The 20,917-nt window shown below is 56.8% G+C and carries 15 protein-coding genes and 1 pseudogene; 10 read left to right on the top strand and 6 right to left on the bottom strand.

The features are described 5' to 3' along the window. Positions 1–69 precede the first annotated feature (69 nt). The 3 genes and pseudogenes from AB4O22_RS15355 to AB4O22_RS15345 form a co-directional block, all read right to left on the bottom strand. Positions 70–1,332 (bottom strand): ABC transporter permease, encoded by a 1,263-nt coding sequence (locus AB4O22_RS15355; RefSeq protein WP_197044111.1) that lies wholly within the window; start codon positions 1,330–1,332, stop codon positions 70–72. Between the two features lie 3 nt (positions 1,333–1,335). Then, the gene (locus AB4O22_RS15350; RefSeq protein ID WP_216641513.1) at positions 1,336–2,868 is read right to left on the bottom strand and encodes a sugar ABC transporter ATP-binding protein; all 1,533 of its coding nucleotides are present in this window, start codon (positions 2,866–2,868) and stop codon (positions 1,336–1,338) included. A 47-nt stretch (positions 2,869–2,915) separates the two neighbouring features. Further along, a pseudogene (locus tag AB4O22_RS15345) lies at positions 2,916–3,853 on the bottom strand (sugar ABC transporter substrate-binding protein). A 706-nt stretch (positions 3,854–4,559) separates the two neighbouring features. On the opposite strand from AB4O22_RS15345, the gene AB4O22_RS15340 reads away from it, so the two are divergent. The 10 genes from AB4O22_RS15340 to AB4O22_RS15295 all read left to right on the top strand — a co-directional run bounded on the left by AB4O22_RS15340 (position 4,560) and on the right by AB4O22_RS15295 (position 17,070). Beyond that, complete coding sequence (locus AB4O22_RS15340; RefSeq protein ID WP_216641515.1) at positions 4,560–5,510, top strand: SMP-30/gluconolactonase/LRE family protein; 951 nt, start codon at positions 4,560–4,562, stop codon at positions 5,508–5,510. Positions 5,511–5,631: 121 nt separating this feature from the next. Further along, a complete protein-coding gene (locus AB4O22_RS15335) occupies positions 5,632–7,269 on the top strand; it encodes a GMC family oxidoreductase (protein ID WP_095973889.1) in 1,638 nt (545 codons plus the stop codon). 44 nt (positions 7,270–7,313) lie between these two features. Continuing rightward, positions 7,314–8,783, top strand: a complete 1,470-nt coding sequence (locus AB4O22_RS15330; protein WP_460105542.1) for an NAD-dependent succinate-semialdehyde dehydrogenase — start codon at positions 7,314–7,316, stop codon at positions 8,781–8,783. Positions 8,784–8,852: 69 nt separating this feature from the next. Beyond that, on the top strand, positions 8,853–10,265 hold the full coding sequence (locus AB4O22_RS15325) for an MmgE/PrpD family protein (RefSeq protein WP_460105544.1): 1,413 nt from the start codon (positions 8,853–8,855) through the stop codon (positions 10,263–10,265). Positions 10,266–10,320: 55 nt separating this feature from the next. Next, a complete protein-coding gene (locus AB4O22_RS15320) occupies positions 10,321–10,611 on the top strand; it encodes a putative quinol monooxygenase (protein ID WP_048392967.1) in 291 nt (96 codons plus the stop codon). A gap of 254 nt (positions 10,612–10,865) precedes the next feature. Continuing rightward, a complete protein-coding gene (locus AB4O22_RS15315) occupies positions 10,866–11,693 on the top strand; it encodes an IclR family transcriptional regulator (protein ID WP_095973892.1) in 828 nt (275 codons plus the stop codon). A gap of 397 nt (positions 11,694–12,090) precedes the next feature. Then, on the top strand, positions 12,091–13,572 hold the full coding sequence (locus tag AB4O22_RS15310; RefSeq protein ID WP_460106636.1) for an aldehyde dehydrogenase: 1,482 nt from the start codon (positions 12,091–12,093) through the stop codon (positions 13,570–13,572). Between the two features lie 85 nt (positions 13,573–13,657). Then, positions 13,658–14,401: an SDR family NAD(P)-dependent oxidoreductase gene (locus AB4O22_RS15305; RefSeq protein WP_048392971.1), complete on the top strand. Its 744-nt coding sequence runs from the start codon at positions 13,658–13,660 to the stop codon at positions 14,399–14,401. Positions 14,402–14,543: 142 nt separating this feature from the next. After that, positions 14,544–15,917, top strand: a complete 1,374-nt coding sequence (locus tag AB4O22_RS15300) for an MFS transporter (RefSeq protein ID WP_048392973.1) — start codon at positions 14,544–14,546, stop codon at positions 15,915–15,917. Positions 15,918–16,047: 130 nt separating this feature from the next. Continuing rightward, the gene (locus AB4O22_RS15295) at positions 16,048–17,070 is read left to right on the top strand and encodes an SMP-30/gluconolactonase/LRE family protein (RefSeq protein WP_460105547.1); all 1,023 of its coding nucleotides are present in this window, start codon (positions 16,048–16,050) and stop codon (positions 17,068–17,070) included. Positions 17,071–17,163: 93 nt separating this feature from the next. Here the strand turns inward: AB4O22_RS15295 and AB4O22_RS15290 are convergent, their stop codons facing one another. From AB4O22_RS15290 to AB4O22_RS15280, 3 genes are all read right to left on the bottom strand, one after another. Then, on the bottom strand, positions 17,164–18,645 hold the full coding sequence (locus AB4O22_RS15290) for an aldehyde dehydrogenase (RefSeq protein ID WP_460105548.1): 1,482 nt from the start codon (positions 18,643–18,645) through the stop codon (positions 17,164–17,166). A gap of 9 nt (positions 18,646–18,654) precedes the next feature. Further along, positions 18,655–19,959, bottom strand: a complete 1,305-nt coding sequence (locus tag AB4O22_RS15285; RefSeq protein ID WP_405123664.1) for an MFS transporter — start codon at positions 19,957–19,959, stop codon at positions 18,655–18,657. A 174-nt stretch (positions 19,960–20,133) separates the two neighbouring features. Next, complete coding sequence (locus AB4O22_RS15280) at positions 20,134–20,898, bottom strand: SDR family NAD(P)-dependent oxidoreductase (protein WP_405123665.1); 765 nt, start codon at positions 20,896–20,898, stop codon at positions 20,134–20,136. Positions 20,899–20,917: the final 19 nt, after the last annotated feature.

Here is a 20,917-nt window from a genome sequence, read left to right as displayed (position 1 = left end):
TTCGAGCAGAGATGGGGCCAGTGCCTCGCCTTCTGTTACAGCGGTGGGGCACCGGTCTCGGTCATAGGGTCACTTGGATTTGGCTTTGCTTCGGCTGTTGCCAACGGTGTATAGCGCGGCAGCACCAATGAGCACGATGCCCTCGATCAACCCCTGATAGTTCGCCCCCAGGTTCAAGATGTTGAAGCCGTTGGTGAGCGAGTAAAGCAGCAGTGCCCCAGCCAGGGTTTTAATCACACTGCCGGCGCCGCCAAACAGCGAAGTGCCGCCCAGAATTGCCGCCGCGATAACAGCCAATTCAGCACCACTCAGGGCTGCGGGATTGATGGAGCGCAGGCGGCTCGCAAAAAGGATCCCGGCAAAGCCTGCCGCGGCGCTGCACAACACGAAGGCAACCAACTTGTAACGTACAACATTGATACCGGAGAGGCGGGCGGCTTCGGCATTGCCGCCGACGGCGTAAAGGCGACGGCCTACCATGGTGAAACTCAGCGTCACCCAAACGATGGTGGTGAAAATCGCCATGTAGATGACCGGTTTCGGCAGCATGATTTTGCCTCCGGCACCCCAGCTCATTGCCAGCAGGCATAGGCCGCCCAGAGCCATTCCGAGCATGGCTGGTGTCAAGGGTCTCGACGCTTTTCGTGCCCGCACCGCTTGCAGGGCACTGATGCCCAGCAGTACCGCACCCAGGAGGATTGCAACCACGCCAGCGTCCAGGCGACCCGACTCGAACGCTTTCATGGCTTCGATGACTTCGGGTTTTTGCACAGACAGAGACTGGCCGTCAGTGAAAATCAAAACCGCGCCGCGTAGCGCAGTCATGGTGCCGAGGGTCACGATAAAAGCATTGATCCCCACGAATTGCACGATCGACCCGTTCAGCAAGCCGGCGCAAATGGCGACCGTCATTGAAAAGGCGCAGGCGGGCCAGAAACCCAACTGATCGGCGAAACCGATAAGAATCGCGGCCGAAAGCGCCGCGACCGACGCCACTGACAAATCGAAATTACCGCTGATCAATATGACCGTCATGGCCACGGCCATAATGGCGATGAGTGAGGACTGATAGACGATATTGGTAATGTTCAAAACGCTGAGGTAGTTGGATTTCCCCAGGTAAGTCGTGATGCACGACAGGCCAACCAGCAATAACAGCAATGCATAATAGACACCCATTTCACGCAGGCTGAAGAGGCGTCGCCAATCAACCTGACGATAGACAGGCGCGGGCGGCGGCGGTGTTACATTTTGACTGGCGAGCCGCACCGGTTCGATTTTTGGTTGAGTTGTTGTACTCATTGTTTTTATCTCTATAGCTAGATTGTCCATTGCTCAGTGACCTCTGCTTTCAGGAGTAACGCATTTACCGCCAGCGAGCAGGAGCAGTTCATGTTCCGATGTTTCATGGACGGGGCGCTCCGCGACGCAGCATCCATCGCGCATGACGATGATGCGATCACTGACGGCGAGCAGTTCTTCAAACTCTGACGACACGACGATGATGGCTTTGCCTTCTGCGGCAAGCCGACGGATCAGGAAGATGATCTCGGTCTTTGCACCGATATCGATGCCGGCGGTTGGCTCGTCCAAAAGAAGCACCTTGACGTCGCTGAATAACCACTTCGCGATCGTCACCTTTTGGGCATTACCGCCACTGAGTTCGCTGACGAGAATGTCAGGCGAACTGGCCTTGATGGAGAGTTGTTGGATGGCATCCCAGCCACGGTTCAGTTCACGTTGCTCGTTGGGAAGGCAATTGAATGCCGACACGGAATTCAAGGCGGGCAGGGAGGTGTTACGCCAGATCTCGAAATCCGGTACCAGGCCCTGCTTTATACGATCTTCCGGCACCAGGCCTATGCCTGCTTTCACGGAAGCCCCGGTGCTGCGCCCAATCTCCCGGCCATTGAGGATGACCTTGCCTGAGGCATGCGGGTCGGCGCCGAATGCTGCGTGCAGCAGTTCGCTTCGACCTGAGCCCAGCAGGCCCGCTATGCCTATGACCTCGCCTGCTGCGAGTTTCAGCGATATCGGGTGTAACTTGCCCGAGGACGAGACGTTCTGCAGTTCCAGCACCGTTCGGGATGGATCGGAGCAACTGCTACGTTGAGCCGTCGCACGCGCTTGTTTGGCAATGGGTTTGCCGACAATCGCTTCGGCCAAGAGATTTTCGTCCAGATCACAGGTGTTGGCTCGCATTGCTGCGACCCCGTCACGCAGGACCGTGACGCAGTCTGTCAGCGCTATGACTTCGTCCAGGAAGTGCGAGACGAAGAGAATCGCTTTGTTTTCTACTTTTGACAGGCGACGGACAGTGTCATAGACAATTTCCCGCTCCTCTGTCGCCAGGGAGGCGGTTGGCTCGTCCATGACAATCAAGTCCGCACCCGTGGCAAAGGCTTGGTAAATCGCTGCCATCTGACGCTGACCTATCGAGAGGTCGCACACCTTGCTATCGGCATCCAGTCTGTAACCGACGCGCTGGCAGAGCTCATCAAAACGCTCGCGCATCGAATTGGGATAGCGCCACGTGCCGTTCTTTCCGAGAAAGACGTTTTCAATCACGGAGAGAGTGGGCACGAGCGGTATATGTTGGTGGATGGTGGCTACGCCCATGTCGTTGGCCACCTTTGGACTCGCCCACGTCACTGGCTTGCCGCGCCAGACAATTTCACCGCTCGTGGGAGCATTCGCGCCGGACAGGATCTTTATCAGGGTCGACTTGCCAGCGCCGTTGGCGCCAAGCAATCCGTGAACCTTGCCCCTCGCAATGTCGAGATCGACGCCGCGCAGTGCGACAGTCCCGTTTGGGTATTCTTTCGCAACCCCTTGGAGCCGCATGAGAAGCGTTTCTTGATGAGTCATCTCGATAATCCGTTTTTGTTCTTTGTTATCGGCTTATATAAAGCGCCTTACCACTTGTCGGGGCAGGCGTTGAGCGTGTCTTTGGTCAGCAATGGCAGGTCGTAGGTCACGTACTTGCCTTTCGGTGTTTCCGGATGGGTCACAGACTCATAAAGAGACTTGAAGAGAAGTTCACCGAGCAGCTTGGGACGCACACAGACCGATGCATTGATTTCGCCAGCCGCGATCCCGGCAGACCCGGTCTTGGAACCGCCGCCTGTTGCGACCAGGGCGATTTCTGAACCTTGGGCAGCCAAGGCGCGTGCGCAACCAATAGCCATGTCTTCGGCCTGACTAAAGATGAGGTCGAGGTCCGGATGGGCAGTCAGCATGTTCTGGCAAACGCGCTCGCCCTGCTCAGGCGTCCAGTCGGTGGGCTGAGACGCGACAATTTCATATTTCGCGCCAGCTTTTTCAGGCCCGTCTTGAAGCCCTCGGTCAGCTGCTTGACTACGGCGTAGCCAGGTACGCCTTCGACGACTGCGATTTTTGCCACACGGTCTTTAGGCAACAGCGTCGCTGCGTGCTCGCCGGCCACTTCGCCAGCGCGAATGTCATCGGTAGTAACCAAGGCAACAAGTTGTTCGTAGGGCTTGTTGATCGCCCGTTCCTGAGGGTCACCTACCATCACGGCAACCGCAGCCACGGGAATGTCGTGGTCTACGATCTTGTCGACGAAAGATTGCGCCACCACCGAATCCAGGGGCAGAAAACCGATAGCATCGACGCGCTGCGCGATCATGTCGTCGAGCGCATTGCCCTGCTTCTCGACGCTGCCTCGCGGGTCGATGATGACGGCTTTGACGCCGGCAGCTTTGGCTGCGGCTTCGAAGCCTTTAGCGGTCGCTACGTTGTAGGGATAGGCGAGGTTGCCGGGAACATAGCCGAAGGTCAGCTCGGCAGCGTTACTGACGGTGGCAGTCACTGCCAGGACGGCGGGGATCATGTGTTTGAAAAGCGCACGGATAGCGTGGTTTTGGCGCACGCTGAAATTCTTATTCGGCATTTATAGCTCCCTGAAACTTGTCGAAACGTTGTTGTTTTTGTGTTTTGCGTCAGGTCTTTCTTGGTTTTGCCTTGGTAAAGCACGTATTCCAATCACGAAACTCAGAGGGCGAACCGCCGTGATGCGCACGACACATTCATCCGATCTGCAGGCGCCTTGCGTGAATACCTGCCCGACCGGTTGGAGGGTGGGTTTCTCGCTAGGCACATTCGAGTCAATTTTGCGTTGCTCAAAATCAACATATCCCTGATTGTGGGATTGCGCAACAGATTTTGATTTGGTCATTTTCTGATTCGGGTCTACCGTCTGGCGCGGCACAGCGCCGTGCCGAATCGCTGCGCCATTGGAGCGCTCGCTATTTGTAAGGGGCGGTTGGCGTCGGGAGGCCTACAGTCATGCCCAACGATTAGGGTGCCAAGCCTTGGGAGCAGGCCACCCAATCATGTTTTACGATCACACCGAAGCACGAGTGATGTGTGGCTTCAGGCGTCTCGCCGGGCCTTTGAGGGCGATGACAATGAGCCGTCCACGATGCCAATAACCTGCGCAGAACCCACTTGTTTGCAGGATTTACAGGCCAGCTCTGGATGTCTATAAATTAATTAATCCCATTTATTGACACAATTTTTATTGTTCGATAGGGTTTGTGGCAGCAGGTGACTTTCATTGGGCTTCGCTCGGTGGTCTGCACAGATCGCATTCGCTCTACCGTTTTTCATCTAAAAATAAAAGAAAGGGCAGGCAGAACATGCAAGAGCTAAAGGCGCATCGCTTCGCTGATGATTTCGTCTTCCTTGAGGCTCCTCGGTGGTACGACGGTTGCCTGTGGGTGCCAGACGTCTTTGACTCGATTCTCTACCAAGTCGACGTGAGCGGGCGCCGGGTTGTGCTGAAAGACAATTTGCCACCGCGGCCTAATAGCCTCGGATTCCTGTCTGATGGAACTCCTCTTATCGTGTCATCCGTCGCTCGCCAGATATTGAAGCTGGTGGATGGAGAGTTGCTTGTACACGCTGACCTCTCGAAGTGGGCCACTGGTGATTTGAATGATTTCGCGGTGGCCGACAATGGCTGTCTCTATGTCGGCAATTTTGGCTATGACCTGTTCATGGGCGAAGAGAAGCGCGAAACCTCTCTCCATATCGTCGAGCTGGATGGCACCGTCAGCCACGGTAGCGATGGCGTCGAATTCCCCAATGGCGCGGTAATTCTTAATCATGGGCGAACGCTGGTGGTCGCAGAAACCTGGCGCGGCCGGCTGACGGCATTTGATCGTGCGCTGGATGGATCTCTGTCCAATCGCCGGCTATTTGCCGACATCGCAGGACGAGAGCCGGACGGTATGTGCGCCGATGCAGAAGGCGGCGTTTGGGTTTGCTCGTTCAATACAGGGGAAGTTTTGCGGGTCTTGGAAGGAGGGGAAATTACACATCGTCTGCATTTCCCAGGTAGCGCCGTTGCTTGCGAACTGGGCGGGGATGACGGTCATACCCTTTTTATCACTACCTATGATGGCACGATCCCTGACCAGCAAGCGCGCAAGCGACTTGGGGCACTTAACCAAGTGCAGGTCGACATTCCTCGTGCTGGATCCTGAACAACGAAGCCAGATCGGCTGCTGATGACAACGGTTTGCGGTTAGGGCATCCCATGGTTGAGCCCGGGCAGGTATCGCCTGTTCGTTGCTGCCAGGTTTGAAAGAGCGAGGAATAGGGTCAATGCAGATTTATGATTACATCGTCGTCGGTGCTGGATCTTCCGGCTGTCCGGTTGCGCGCGGCTTGTCTGACGACCCACAGAACAGCGTCCTGCTCATCGAGGCGGGTCCTGCGGCAGATCGTTTTTGGGTCAACACGCCCGCGGGAATGGGCAAGCTGTATTTTAACAAGCTGTTGAACTGGAACTTTCGCACCGCGCCGATGGACAAGCTCCAAGGGCGCGAAATGTACTGGCCTCGGGGCAAATTGCTCGGTGGGTCCAGCTCCATCAACGGCATGGTATTCATTCGCGGGCATCAGAAAGATTTTGATGGCTGGCGTGCCCTGGGCAACCCAGGCTGGGGCTATGAAGATGTTTTGCCCTACTTCAAAAAAATGGAGCATTTCGAGCGGGGCGGCGACCAATACCGGGGAGCGAATGGTCCGCTGTGGATCAGCGATCCGATCGTCAAGGAAAAGAGTAGCTACGACTTTATAGAGGCCGCGAACCGTATCGGCATCCCGGTGACCGAGGACATGAACGGCGCTGTGCACGATGGCGTGGGTTTCATGCAGCACAACATCCAGGACGGACAGCGGATGTCGACTTACCGGGCATTTATCGAGCCGGTCATTGAACGACCGAACCTGACGGTTCGAACCGGATGCGAACTGCAGCGCGTTTTATTCGATGGACGAACCGCCGTCGGCGTAGAGGTTTTGAAGGGCGGTCGCTTGGAGAGGATCTATGCGGCGCGTGAGGTGATCTTGTCAGCGGGTTCACTGAAGACTCCGCAGATGCTCATGCTGTCGGGTGTTGGCCCACGGGCTGAACTGGAAAAGCACGCGATACCTGTGGTCCTGGAGTCCCCGGGGGTGGGGCAGAACCTGCAGGATCACTTCTATATCCACACAGGTTGGCGTTGCACCCCGGACAGCTCGTACAACGCCAACCTTGTCGGTCTGCGTAAATACTGGGAAGGCTTTCGTTACCTGATGACCCGCAAAGGTTATCTTGCCCTCGGCTCTTCCCAGGTAGCGGCGTTCGTTAAAAGTAGCCCGGACGAGGACTATGCTGATCTCCAAATCAGCTTCAGGCCCATGACCTTTCAGTACTTTCCCGACGGCACGGTTGACGTTGAAAAGCATCCTGGGCTCGGGGTGTCGGTCTATCAGTTGCGTCCCAGCACCACGGGAACAGTGACGCTGCGTTCGACCAACCCGTCGGACCCGGCCGATTACACACCCAATTTTCTGAGCAGTGATTACGACGTCAATGCCGTGATCAGTGGTGTGCGCTGGATACGCAAAATCATGAACAGCGAGCCCATCAAATCCCGGGTGGTCGCCGAAGAACTGCCGGGGCCCCACGTCCGTACGGATGAAGATATTTATAACTACCTAGTCGAAACCGGCAACTCGGCCCACCATCAGGGCGGCACCTGCAAGATGGGTAACGACGCCATGGCGGTGGTGGACGAACGACTGCGTGTCCGTGGTATCGAGCGACTGCGGGTAGTGGATGCTTCGATCATGCCATTTATCACGTCGGGCAACACCAATGCCCCGTCCATCATGATCGGAGTGAAGGCCGCCGACCTGATTCGTGAAGATGCGCTGGCGCGCCGCGCAAGCGGCTCCCTGGCCGAAACTAATTGAGCGAGTCGGTGAACACCGTGTCGCCACTTGCTGAGGAAAACCTCATGTCCACAGAAACTCAAAGTCACGTCGCCGACGCTACGCATCCACGCGTTGGCTTGTTCATCGATGGTGAATGGATTTTTGATCGCCCATCATGTTTCGAAGTCCGCAATCCGAGCACCGAAGCCGTGCTCACTACGGTACCCGGCGCCAACTCCGAAGATTTGAAGCGCGTATTGGTCGCTGCGGAGCGGGGATTCAAGGTATGGCGAGCGACGCCACCGGTGGAGCGCAACCTTATTATTGCTCGTGCCATCGCTGGTGTGCGTGAGCGCGCCGAGGAAATCGCACAGATCATTACCCGTGAGAATGGCAAGTTGATCGCAGATGCTCGGGCCGAAGTTGAACGCTCGGCGAGCTTCTTTGATTGGGACATGGCGCAGGCGTTGCGTGCTTACGGAACCATTGTCCCGGGCGAAGCGCAGATGCAAAAGCTCATTCTACGCCAACCGATCGGGCCGGTAGCTGCCTTCACCCCTTGGAATGTGCCGCTTAGCGCGCCAGGTCGAAAAATCAGCGGCGCGTTATGTTCGGGTTGCTCGATTATCCTGAAGGCACCAGAAGAAACGCCTGGGGCGGCTGTCGCCATGGTTCAATGTTTCGAGCAGGCCGGCTTGCCCAAGGGGGTCCTGAATCTGGTGTTCGGTAACCCCGCCGAGGTTTCCCAGGCGCTGATTGACTCTCCAGTGACTCGCATGGTCACGCTGACTGGCTCGGTCGGCGTGGGTAAACGCCTCAGCGCCTTGGCGGGAGCCGCCATGAAACCGGTGCTGATGGAGCTTGGTGGTCATGCGCCGGTGATTATCTGTGCTGGGGTTGATGCGACCGAAATCGGCAAGATGGCGCTCAAAAGCAAGATCCGTATCAATTCTCAGTGGTGCGCCGCGCCGGGACGTTTCCTGGTTCACGAAAGTCTTTACGAGGAATTTGTCGCTGGGTTCGTTGCAGCGGCGCAGCAGGTGCGTGTCGCTGATGGGCTAGATCTCAAGGCAGATATGGGCCCCGTCACCAGCGGGCGACGGCTGGCGGCAATGCAGCATTTCGTCGATGACGCGCTCGAGCGCGGTGGCAAGGCTGCCGTGGGTGGTCATCGCGTCGGTGATCGTGGCTACTTTTTTGCGCCAACGCTGCTGGTCGATACCCCACTCGATTGCGAAATCATGCGCGAAGAGCCGTTTGGTCCGGTGGCGGTGGCCGTCCCGTTCAAGACTCTTGATGAGGCGATCGAAATCTCCAACAGCCTCTCCGTGGGCTTAGCCGCGTTCGCTTTCACCAATACTCTCGAGGAGGCCGAGCGGCTGAGTCGCGAATTGGACCTGGGGGTTCTGTCGATCAACCATTTCGGTGCGCCGGATCCCGATACGCCGTTCGGGGGTATGAGGGACAGTGGGATCGGTCGAGAAGGGGGCCCGTGGAGTCTCGAGTCCTACATGGTCAGCAAGACAGTGCTGCAAAAGACAGTCCGCGTCTAAGCAAGGGGCCCCGGAATGTGATCAGCCTCCGGGGCCGTGATTTTAATTGCATCGACGGGAGACCGTTTCATGTCAGAACAGATATTCAATTCGAAACACGTGGCCATAAGCGCCGACATCGTCCATCACTTCTCTGCATTGGCGGCCGGGCTGCGTTACGAAGACTTGCCTGAGGCCGCACGCGAAGCCGCGAAGAAAAGCATTCTCGATACCTTTGGGGTAATGCTCGCCGCGAGCGGGATGGAGCCTGCGGTATTGGGGGTCATTGAGGTGGTCAAGGAGTCTGCAGGTACCCCCCAGGCGTCGATTCTGGGCTTTGGGGGGCGCGTCCCAGCGACGATGGCGGCCCTGGCCAACGGGGCGCTGGCGCACTGCCTGGACTACGACGATCAAACACCTTGGGGGCAGCACGCGGCGAGCTCGATCATTCCAGCGGTGTTTGCCTTGGCCGAACGTAAGGGGGGCGTGACTGGCAAGGACATGATTGCCGCCGTGGCTGCCGGGCAGGACATCTTTGCGCGACTGCGGTGCAATGTCGGTTGGAAGAAAGACTGGAACCTGTCCACTGTTATGGGGGTGTTTGCTGCCACCGCGGCTGCCGGGCGCGTCATGGGCTTCAATGCGAAGCAGACCGCCAACGCCCTGGGCATCGCCAGTATGCAGTGTTCGGGCATCATGGAGATGGTGTGTGGTACGGGTAGCGACCTGCGCGGCTTATATGCCGGCTTTTCGGCCAAAGGCGCAGTGCTGGCAGTGCTCATGGCGGAAAAAGGCGTGCCTGGTATCGATTGTCTTTTTGAAGGCGGGTACGGGTTTTTCAACACCTATTTCGACGGCCGTTACGATCGAGACAAAATCCTTGAGGATATCGGTGTCGACTACAAGGGTAGCGTCACCTTGTACAAGCGCTGGCCCTCGGTGGGTACCGCGCACAGTCATATGAAAGCAATTATCGACATTGTTTCGGACAACGATCTTGCGCCCGACGATATCGCCGAAATCCGGTTGTTCGTGGGCGACTATCACGCGCTCATGTGCGAGCCGCTGGACGTACGCAAGGCGCCGGCGACGTTGGCGGATGCGAAGTTCAGCCTACCTTTTCTCATCGCGGTTGCAGCTGTGCGTCGTGGCATGAGTGTGCTGGATTTCACCGAGTCGGGCCTGCGTGATACGAAGGTCCTGGCCACCGCCAACAAAATTTCCTTGGTCGCCGATGCGTCACTGGACTGGAAGCTGGAACTGCCACTAGGGCGTGTCGAAGTGGTAGCAGCGGATGGTCGTCGCTGGGAAAGGTCCGGTACCCATATTCCCGGTAATGCGGACAACCCAATGACCTGGGCCGATCTCTGTTCGAAATTCGCCGAATGCGCAGCGGTGGCGGTGAGTCCGTTGAGCTCTCACAGGATTGCAGAAGTCCAGCAGATGGTGCAGTTACTGGAAGACGTCGAGGATGTTGCCGAGTTGATGCGCACGTTGCAATGACGGGTTGATACCTGCGCAGCCTATTTTGAAGAACCACAAAAATGAGGTCCGTACGATGGAAAGAGTGCACTGCGTAGCTGTAACGCTGGCCAAGCCTGAACATCTGGATGCGGTAAAGGCGGCGCTTGAAGCGTTGATCGAGCCTGTTCATCAGGAAAAGGGCATGATCCAGTATGAAATGTACTGTGATCGCACTGAGCCGAGACGCTTCGTGTTCATCGAGGAATGGGAAACCTACGAGGATTTCGAGGCTCATGTGCACGCACCGCATGTGAAAGAGTTTCTGCGAAAAACAGAAGGCTTGATCGAAGAAAACTTCTTTCATCCTTTGTCCTTCCACAAATAGGCAACAGGTCAAACGAGCCGTTAAGGGCAAGCCCGATGACGTTGAATCGTCACTTCGGGCTTTTCTTGTAGAACCAAAATTTTATTCATATTGTGGGATTAATGTTTTTGTTTATTGTCTGTTTCTTGCTCGATCCTACAATTTGAGACTATGATCAAAAGCCAGCGCACTCCGAATTGCGCGCAACGCAATCATGGTTTTTCACGGGGCCTAAGGTATTCCGAGGGACCCTTTAACGTAGGATAGAGTGGGTAATGGACATAGAAGCGCTTCATGGGGAAAACCCGGCCATTGAAGACGAGAGAGAAGAGCATGCTCGCGACGGCGCGAGCAGTCTTACAAAGATGCTCAGCATCCTCGATCTGTTCAGTTCCAATCAGGCTGTGTTATCGACCACTGCCATCATCGAAGCACTCGAAACCTCTCGGTCTACAGGGTATCGCTACATCAAGGCGCTGCACTCTGCAGGTTTGCTAAGTACCGTTGGAAATGGCAACTACGTATTGGGTTCGCGCATTATCGAGCTGGACTTACAAATCCGTAATACCGATCCGCTGCTGCAGGCCAGTAAGGGTGTGCTGGAGGAATTGGTCGATACGATCGGTCACTCAGCGCTCTTGTGTACGGCGTTCAGGGACTCGGTGCTATGTATTCGGGAGCATCGTGCGCCTCTGAGCCCCGAAAATCGCTTTCGACGTGGGCAGCGCAGACCACTGTTCCAAGGCGCCGTGTCCAAGGTCATCCTGGCTTATTTCCCTCATCATCGGCTCAAAAGCCTTTATAGCCGTGCGCAACCCGATATACAGCGAGCGGGCCTAGGCGACACATGGGAGGAGTTCCGGAGCACGCTCAGCAAAATCAAAAAAGACGGCTATCTCATCACCAAGGGCGAATTCAATCCCGGCGTCTATGGTGTAGCGGCGCCTATTATCAATGAGAGCAACATCGTCTTAGGCAGTATTGGCGTTGCCTGGGATGAAAAGGAGCGGCGCGATGTCGACGTCAAGCGTGCGGTGGTATCTGTCAAGCGCGCGGCGCGAGAGATTTCCAATCGCCTTGCCCAGGCAGAAGTAAATATCTAGCGGTTCCCACCCGGAGTGAATTGTCTCTCCAGCCGGCCAAGGTCATCCTTCCTGCGTGAATCCAGGCGCCTGATTCTGGCCGCCTGGATGGGCCGTTATCACTCAAAGAGTTTTGCTCGTAATCCGCCGTCTGTCGGTTTACATCCCTCCTACAGATCGCCTTTCCCGCCCTCCGGCCCACCGAATCTTCGGGGCGTCATCGCGTCCTTGCACCTGTCTTCAACGTGGTTAGACAGGTTCGTTCCTGTCTGATCCTACGATATTGAACTCAAGGGCAATAAAGACGGACATAGATTTTCTGTTGATTTATCCCACTATGCGAGATAGTTTAATTTTGCTGTGCGGCAATTCGGCGCACCTTTGCAAGGGCGCAAACCAGCAGAAAGGAGAATGGCAGTTGAAGACCTACGCACATTGGATTGATGGAGCTTACCAAGAGCCGGCGGGGCGCGAATGGATGGACACCCAGGACCCTTATCTGGGCGAGGTATGGGCAAGAATTCCCCTGGGAGTGGCAGTTGATGCCGACGCGGCGGTGTCAGCGGCCAAACGCGCGATGACGTCCGGGCCCTGGGCAAGCATGAGCGCAACCCAGCGTGGAAAAATCATGCGGCGTATCGGTGACCTGACCTTGGAGAATGCTGATCGTCTGGCCGAACTTGAGGTGCGCGACAACGGCAAGTTGCTGGCGGAAATGCGCGGCGCTATCAGCAACGTGGCGGAGATTTGGTATTACTACGCGGGCCTTGCCGACAAAATCCAGGGCTCCGTGATGCCGATCGAGAAAGAAGGCATCGTCGCGATGACTACCCGGGAACCGGTTGGGGTGGTGCTTGCGTTGACTGCTTGGAATGCGCCTTTGAATTTTTTGGCGCTCAAGTGTGCCCCCGCATTAGCCGCAGGTTGCGCAGTGGTGGTTAAACCCTCGGAGTTTTCCTCGGTCAGTTCGCTGGAGTTCGCAGCGCTGACCAAGGAAGCCGGTCTGCCGGACGGCGTCCTGAATGTGGTCACAGGCTTGGGCCTTGGCATTGGCGCTCCGCTCGTTGAGCACCCCGACGTTGCGATGGTCACCTTTACCGGATCTGACGCAACGGGCGCCAAAGTTTACGAAACCGCGGCTCGCCACATGAAACGAGTCGCGCTGGAGCTGGGCGGCAAATCACCCAATATCGTTTTCGCCGATGCGGACCTGGAGCTAGCTGTGGCCGGAGCTGTCTCCGGTATCTTCGGCGGCGGCGGCCAGATGTGCACGGCCGGCTCCCGGCTATTGGTTCAAAATTCTATCTTGGAGGCTTTTACCGAGCAGTTAATTGCCGGTGCGCGTTCGGTAAAATTGGGCAATCCGATGGAGCCGGCCACCCAAATGGGACCCATGTCCACCACTCCGCAATATCAGAAAGTGCTCGATTACATCGAGATAGCCAAGGCAGAAGGTGCGCGCTGCGCATTCGGCGGCCAGCCTGCCAGTGGGCCGGGTATTCGCGGCGGTCAGTTCATCGAACCGACGATTTTTACCCACGTATCCAATTCGATGCGCATTGCCCAAGAAGAGGTATTCGGCCCGGTGCTGTCCGTCATCGGCTTTGAGGACGAGGCTGAAGCTGTCTCCATCGCCAATGACATCGCCTATGGGCTGGCAGCCGGGGTGTGGACCCGTGACATTGGCCGGGTGTTTCGCATGGCCAAGGCGCTGGAAGTCGGAACGGTCTGGGGCAACACGTACCGTACCTACAGCTACACGATGCCCTTCGGCGGCATGAAAAAGTCCGGCATAGGACGGGAGATGGGCATCGAGGCGGTGGATGAGTTCCTCGAAACCAAAAGCCTGATGATTTCCATCGCAGATGCACGCCCGCAAAACAACTTCATTCCGCGTTGAGCCGGCTGATAGCAGCATGAGCGAGTGACGACATCAGCGCTCATGACTGTTTGTCCTTACAGAACAAAAAAGGGAAAACAAGAAAATGACCGATAAGGCTTCTCATCAATCCAGCCACGCCCGTCTGGATGGACGGCGAATCGTAATCACTGGCGCTGCATCGGGTATTGGGCGAGCGACAGCAGAGCGCTTTCTAGCGGAAGGGGCCAGCGTCGCGTTGCTTGACAGGAATGGCGAGGCATTGAACGCGGCGTTCAAGGGCAGGGGCCATTGCTTCGCTGTCGATATCAGCGACGAGAAGGCTGTAGCGCAAGTCACTGAGCAAGCGGCGCGGGACATGGGCGGTATCGACGGCGTGGTCAACGCCGCCGGGATCATGGGCAAGGGCTCCATCCTTGAGGTACCTGCCGATGAGTTTCGTCAACAGATCGAGATCAACCTGGTGGGCACTTACATCGTTTCGCGCAACTGCCTGCGATGGATGACGGATGAGCCCTTTGCAACGATCGTGAACATTGCCTCAGCGGCGGGCCTGCTACCCAATGCGCCGGGCCTTACCGCCTATGCGGCATCCAAAGGTGGAGTGATCAACCTGACACGATGCATGGCAGCGGAGTTGGCGCCACGGGTGCGGGTCAACAGTGTCTGCCCAGGCATGGTGGACACGCCGATGGCGGACGGCTACCGGGCCAACGTCAGCAATTACGCACTCAAGCGTTTGGCCGATGCATCGGAGATCGCCGCGGCCATCCTCTTCTTGACCTCTACGGAATCTTCCTACGTCACCGGTACGGCGTTGGCCGTTGACGGTGGTCGTTCCTTTCATTGAGAGGTAGCGGCATCAGGGCACGTGGGTGCCGGCTGGCAACGTGCCCGCCAGCTGGATCGATCATCAGTGAGTGAAGTATCCCTGGATGCCGTCTTTCGCGATGGAAGGCGGCCGTCTTACGGTCATCACAAGGACAATAAAAATGGCAGGTACAGACTCCTTTGGCCAGACGGCCGACTCATCTCCGCGTTACGCAAAACCTATTGAAGAACAACATCCGATCCGCCCCTCGGACGCAACCTTGTCGGCTGAAAAGGCTCGTCGAAAATCGCTGATTCGAGGCGTGCTGGGGGTTTCGTTCGAGTATTACGATTTCGTCGTCTATGCGACGTTCGCTCCTTATTTTTCCAGGTTGTTTTTCCCTCAGGACAGCGCGCTTGCCGCGTCGCTCAATGTGCTCGGCATTTTCGCCATCGGCTTTCTCGCGCGGCCGGTTGGAGCGATGCTGGCCGGCAGACTGGCGGACCGTTTCGGACGCAAGCCGATCATGCTGTGCGCCTTGATGCTTGCCACCCTTGGCAGCTTGGTCATCGCCTGCGCCCCGACCTACGGTTCCATCGGGGCCACTGCGGCGTTTGTGCTTGTGGCGGCTCGGCTGATGCAGGGGCTTGCCCATGGGATGGAGAGTATCTCGGCGTTCGTCTATGTGGGCGAAATGGCCGACCCTAAATGGCGAACGCTGCAGAGCTGCGCTTATCCGATCGGACTGATTCTTGGCATCATCCAAGGAACGCTGTTCGGCGCGATCCTCAGCTCGGTCCTCAGTGCAGAAGACATGCAGGGCTGGGGCTGGCGCATTCCCTTCGCGATTGGCGTTCTGTATGGGCTTTTGACGGTATTCCTGCGCCACGGAATGGACGAATCGTCCACCTACGAGGATGCCAAGCACCAGGCGAATCTCGAGGATAACGGCTATTGGCGAAATGTCTGGCGATACAGAAAGACGGTGCTGATCTTGTTCCTGATCTGGCCCGCCAATTATGTCGCTTCATACACCATGCTCGTAACCTTTGGCGATTACGCCATCACCATGCTTGGGGCCAAGCCAAAGGATGCCTATTGGGCGGTCCTCGTCGCGCAGGTCATGTACCTGTTCATGTTGCCCGTCTGGGCTTATATCTCTGACCGTCGCGGGCGGCGCTTCAACTACACAGTTGGATTCGGGGCCATTTTCCTGCTCGTTTACCCGCTACAACATTTTTTACTGGGTCCAAGCTTTCTGCAGATTCTGCTGCCCATGGCGATCGGCTTGTTCTTCTTCGCGGCGGTGGCCTCCACTGAGGTCGCCTTTATGAGTGAACTGGTCCCCAACCGGGTCCGGGCCCAGGTGATCAGCATTCCCTCGTCTGTTTCAGCCGTCATATTCGGCGGAACCGCGCCCTACATGAAGTCATGGCTGACGGCATATGTTTCGCCCAATGCCTTTATTTTCTACTTCATGACGCTGGCACTTATCGCGGTGTTGGCTGTGCGGTTTCTGGTGAAAGAAACCCGCGGGCGGGATTTGGCAAGCTGAACGAAGAGGAAAATTCTTGGGACCGTGGTGTATGTCAAAAGCGCTTACGTCCCTGTGTTTTATTCACTCATATCCAAAGTACGCAGGCCCAGGCACTCCACTCCAAAAATAAGTACAGAGGTGTTGTTCCATGCAGAAATCGACCTTAGTAGCCCTTGCCATAGCGCTGACTTCCAGATTGTCACTGGCAGATAATTCGGACACCTTACCCACGTTGAACTACCCGACCCAGGGCCAACAGCTCTACGCCACAGCCGCAGCAGAAAAGGATCTGCTTACAATCACCGCGCAGCCTTGGTTCAAAGTGACGGACGAGGCATGGCAACTGGAAGGACCCGCCTTCGATCGCCAAGGCAATCTGTTATTTGTGGAAGTATTAGGCGGACAGGTACTGAAGGTCGACACTCAAGGCCAGCTTCAGGTGGTGGTGGCGAAAAACGCGCGTGGTTCTGCGGGCCTCGCCATACACAAGGACGGGCGCTTGTTTGTCGCCGGGCTGGGGAATTACGTCGATACAGGCAATCTTACGGTCTACGATGCCAACGGTAAAAAACCTGAGGTGATTATCGACGCGAATAAGGGTTTCCTGGTCGATGATCTGGTATTCGATGCTCACGGCGGCTTCTACTTTACCGACCTTAAGGGCACCTCCACGGAGCCCACTGGCGGCGTATATTACGTGCCAGCCGATCACAAGAGCATTGTGCCAATCCTGCCTAATATGGCGAACGCCAACGGCATAGCTCTCTCTCCGGATGGGAAGAGATTGTGGGTCACAGAGTTTGGTACGGGGTTGCTGCACCGCGTTGAGCTAACGGACGCACAGTCAATTGCGCCGTTCGGGGCGGTGGTGGTTTACCGCTTCCATGGGCCGTCGCCTGACTCGATGAGGGTGGATGCAGACGGCAACATCTATGTCGCGCAATACAGTCAGGGGCGCGTACTGGTACTTAATCCCAACGGTCTACCAATCGGACAGATTCTGCTACCGGGTAGAGAAACGGGGCATTTCCTGTTCTCTACCAGCATGGCTCTCAAGCCAGGCACCCGGGAAGTGTATCTTGTGGCGAACGACGGTGATCGGGGACAAGGGTCGATGATTTTCCGGGCGCGAGGGTTTGCGCAGGCACTTCCACTGTTTTCCCATCAGTAAAGGGGGGCATGAGCTGGAAGCGGCTTTGTTGAGTGCCCGCTTCCAGTTTGACTAGTGCCCAAGTGACTGGGTAAACAGCAACTTGGTCATGCTTTAGCGTGGGATGAAATTGTTACCCGGACGCGCATCTGCAATCGAGATCATGAGACTTTTCGTCTCCAGGAACTCGTCGACGGCTTCGATCCCCATTTCGCGACCGATGCCTGAACGCTTCATGCCTCCAAACGGCATCATGTAGCTGTAGGTGCGATACGTGTTACCCCAGACGGTTCCAACCTCCAGTGCTTTGGACATCCTGAACAATCGTCCAGTATCGCGCGTCCAAACGCCTGCAGCCAATCCGTAAGGGATGTCGTTCGCGATCGAAATAGCTTCGGCTTCGTCTTCGAAGGCAATGACGGACAAGACTGGACCGAATACTTCTTCCTGGGCGATACGCATACCGTTTGAAACGCCGACAAATATTGTGGGCTCGACAAATTGGCCGCCCGTGAGGCCGGGTCCGGTTGCGGGCTTGCCACCCAGAATGCAATGCGCCCCTTCGCCCAGGGCGATCTCGATGTATTCCAGTACTTTTCGGTATTGTGGTGCGGTGGACATGGGACCCATTTGGGTGGCTGGATCCATGGGGTTACCGAGCTTCACGGACCGAGCGCTTTCGAGCAACCGCTCAGTGAAGGTTTCAAGAATCGAACTCTGCACCAACAGGCGTGAGCCTGCCGTGCACATTTGACCTCCGCCACCGAAGATACCGGAAACCGCCCCGGCAACGGCCAGCTCCAGGTCAGCGTCTTCGAAGACAATATTAGGCGATTTACCGCCCAGCTCCAGGGCGACTCGTTTCATATGGCGAGCAGCAGTTTCGTATACCTTTGTCCCGGTCAGATCAGAGCCGGTGAAGGTGACCATCGCAACGTCCGGGTGCTCGACGAGGGGCGCGCCGATATCCGAACCAAGTCCGGTTACCACATTGAGGACGCCATCCGGCAATCCGGCTTGCCTGGTCAGTTGGGCAAATTCGAGGGAGCTGATCGAGGAGTATTCGGAAGGTTTTACGACTGCAGCGCAACCAGCTGCCAACGCGGGGGCACATTTGAGTGCCAGGAAGTTCAAGGGGGCGTTCCAAGCGGTCAACGCAAGCACCACCCCAACCGGCTCCCGGGTGGTCATTGCGACTATTCCCGTCTTCTCGATCGGCATCACGGAGCCCTGGATTTTGTCGGCAAGCCCCGCGTAGTAGTACCAGATATCCGCAACGCTTTTTATCGCCCCGCGCATCTCGGCGAACAGTTTGCCGTTGTCACGCACTTCGAGCTCCGCGAGCAGATCAATGTGTTCTAGCGTAAGGTCGCCAATCCGCCGCATGATCTTGCCACGCTCGGTTGCGCTCATGCGTGCCCATGGGCCCACTGTCATGGCGCGTTTGGCACATGCGACCGCAGCATCCGCGTCGGCAGCAGAACCCAGGGGGATTTTTGCCCACGGCTCGCCGCGATAAGGATCGACACTGTCCATCCATTGCATGCTGGTCGGATTTCGATAACTGCCGTCAATCCAATGCGCGTAAGTTTTCACGGAAATCTCCTAACTGAGTGATGTTTCAGGCTGTACGGCCGGGACATGATTCGTGCGCGTTCGGTTGATAAACAGCACGATTGCCACGGCGCACAAATTGATGCCCGCCAGGATCAGCAGGCCCACGGTGAAATCACCGGTGCGGTCGCGGAAGAAACCCATGATGGCGGGCCCCGTGAAGCCTCCCAAGTTGGCTATCGCATTAATGGCGGCGATCGCACCGGCAGCGAATTTCGTGGGGATCTGACTGAAGCACAACGACCAGAATGGCGAGATCGAAGCCCAACAGCCTATCGCTGCGCAGGAAAAAGCCGCCATCCGGGCAAGGGGATCGTTCAGCAAGGCCGCCGCTGTTAAACCCAGTGTTGCGAGTACGATTGGGGCGGCGGTATGAAAACGACGTTCCAGCCTGGCATCGGATCGTTTTCCCCACCAGATCATGGCCATTGCGGCCAGAGCATAAGGCACTGCAGAAATTAATCCGGTCTGCAGATCGCCAAGGCCAAATTCCTTGATGATCCTGGGAAGGAAAAAGCTTACGCCATAGGCGCCTACGACGATCGCGAAGTTGGCCAGCCCCAGCAGCAGAACCCGTGCGCTGGTCAATGCACGAAACAGGCTGTCATGGGGCAAAGGAGGGCAGGCGTCGGCATCCTCGGCCAGACGTGCAGCCAACGCTTGTTTCTCTTGTGGGGATAGCCAGGTTGCATCGTGGGGGCGATCGGTCAAATACCGAAGAACGACGAACGAAAGAACAATCGCTGGCAGCGCCTCGAGAAAGAACATCCAGCGCCAGCCAGGAATGCCGAGGGTTCCGTCGAGCTCCAGAAGCACACCGGAGACCGGCCCCCCGAGTGACAGCGATATTGGAGCAGCGCACAGAAACGTTCCCATAACCCGGGCGCGATAACGGGAGGGGAACCAGAGCGTCACGAAGTAGGTGATTCCTGGAAAAAAACCTGCTTCTGCTGCGCCTAATAATAGGCGCAGAGCATAGAACTCCGTATCCGTGGTAACGAAGGCCATGGCCCCGGACATCAGGCCCCAGGTAAATAATATTCTCGCGATCCAACGTCGTGCACCATAGCGGGCAAGCATCAGATTGGAGGGGATCTCGAATAAAAAATAAGTCAGAAAAAACAGCCCGGCACCCAGCCCAAACGCGGCAGCGGTGAGGCCGATGTCCTTGCTCATGTGAAGTGCGGCGAATCCTACGTTTGCGCGATCCAGATAAGCGACGAAATAGCAGACAATCATCAACGGCATCAGTCGCCGAAATGCCTTTTTTGCCGCGGTGTCATCGGCGGTTGTCATGGTGTTCTCCCTTATTATTATTCAGCGTTGTTCTGCGCAGCGCCTGGTATTGCTAGGCCTGTTAAAGCTTTTTGGGGCCGCGATTCACATGCGTGTTGTTCGCCGGGCTGACGGCACTCTCCCTGCGTTTCGGTTAAATAAACGCCATCGGGAGGTGCCGGTTCTAGCCCCGCGTTACACCGGCGGGATGCAGGCGGTCTGGCCTCCGTCGACGCTGATCACCGCTCCAGTCATGAAGCTTGCGTCATCGGTCAGCAGGAACGCGGCGACTGCTGCGATCTCTTCTGGTTCGCCTTCGCGACCGATCGCGTGCGCTGCTCGAATGCGCTTGGTCTTCTCGGGGTCTTCGAACATATAGGCGGTAAACGGAGTGCGGATCATCCCGGGTGCAATGGCATTCACGCGGATTCCGAAGGCTCCGAGTTCCGCGCCCATGGTGCGGGTGATGCCGGAAACGCCAAACTTCGACGCGACATAGGGCAAGCGATTCGGAACGCCCAGGATGCCGGCACCCGAAGAAATGTTGACGATCGCCCGCGAGCTTCCGTCGTCTCGGACGGCGCGTGCGAAGGCTTGGCACATCAAGAACGTGCCATCCAGATTCACCGCCATCACTCTCTTCCAGTTTTCCAGATCGCAGTCAAGAACGTTGCCGACACCTTTGATGCCGGCACAGTTGATCAGCCCATGCAGGTTGCCCAACTTGTTTTGAGCTTCAGCGACAAATGTTTTCGCCTGCTCGGGATCAGATACATCGAGTGCTGCTGCGTAAACCCGCTCGGGTTCATCGAACCGAGCCGCTATATCGTTGATTCGAGCCTGATCGATGTCCGCGATTGCGACGCTTGCACCTTCGTCGTACAAGCGTTGCACGCAAGCCGCGCCAATCCCGCTGGCTGCGCCCGTTATCAGAACTGCTCTGCCTTCGAACCGTTTCATGAATGCACCTCTTATTGTT

It is taken from the genome of Pseudomonas sp. S3_B11, assembly GCF_054667715.1.
The sequence above is the reverse complement of the archived record's forward strand: the minus strand, read 5'-3'. Positions and strand labels throughout refer to the sequence as shown.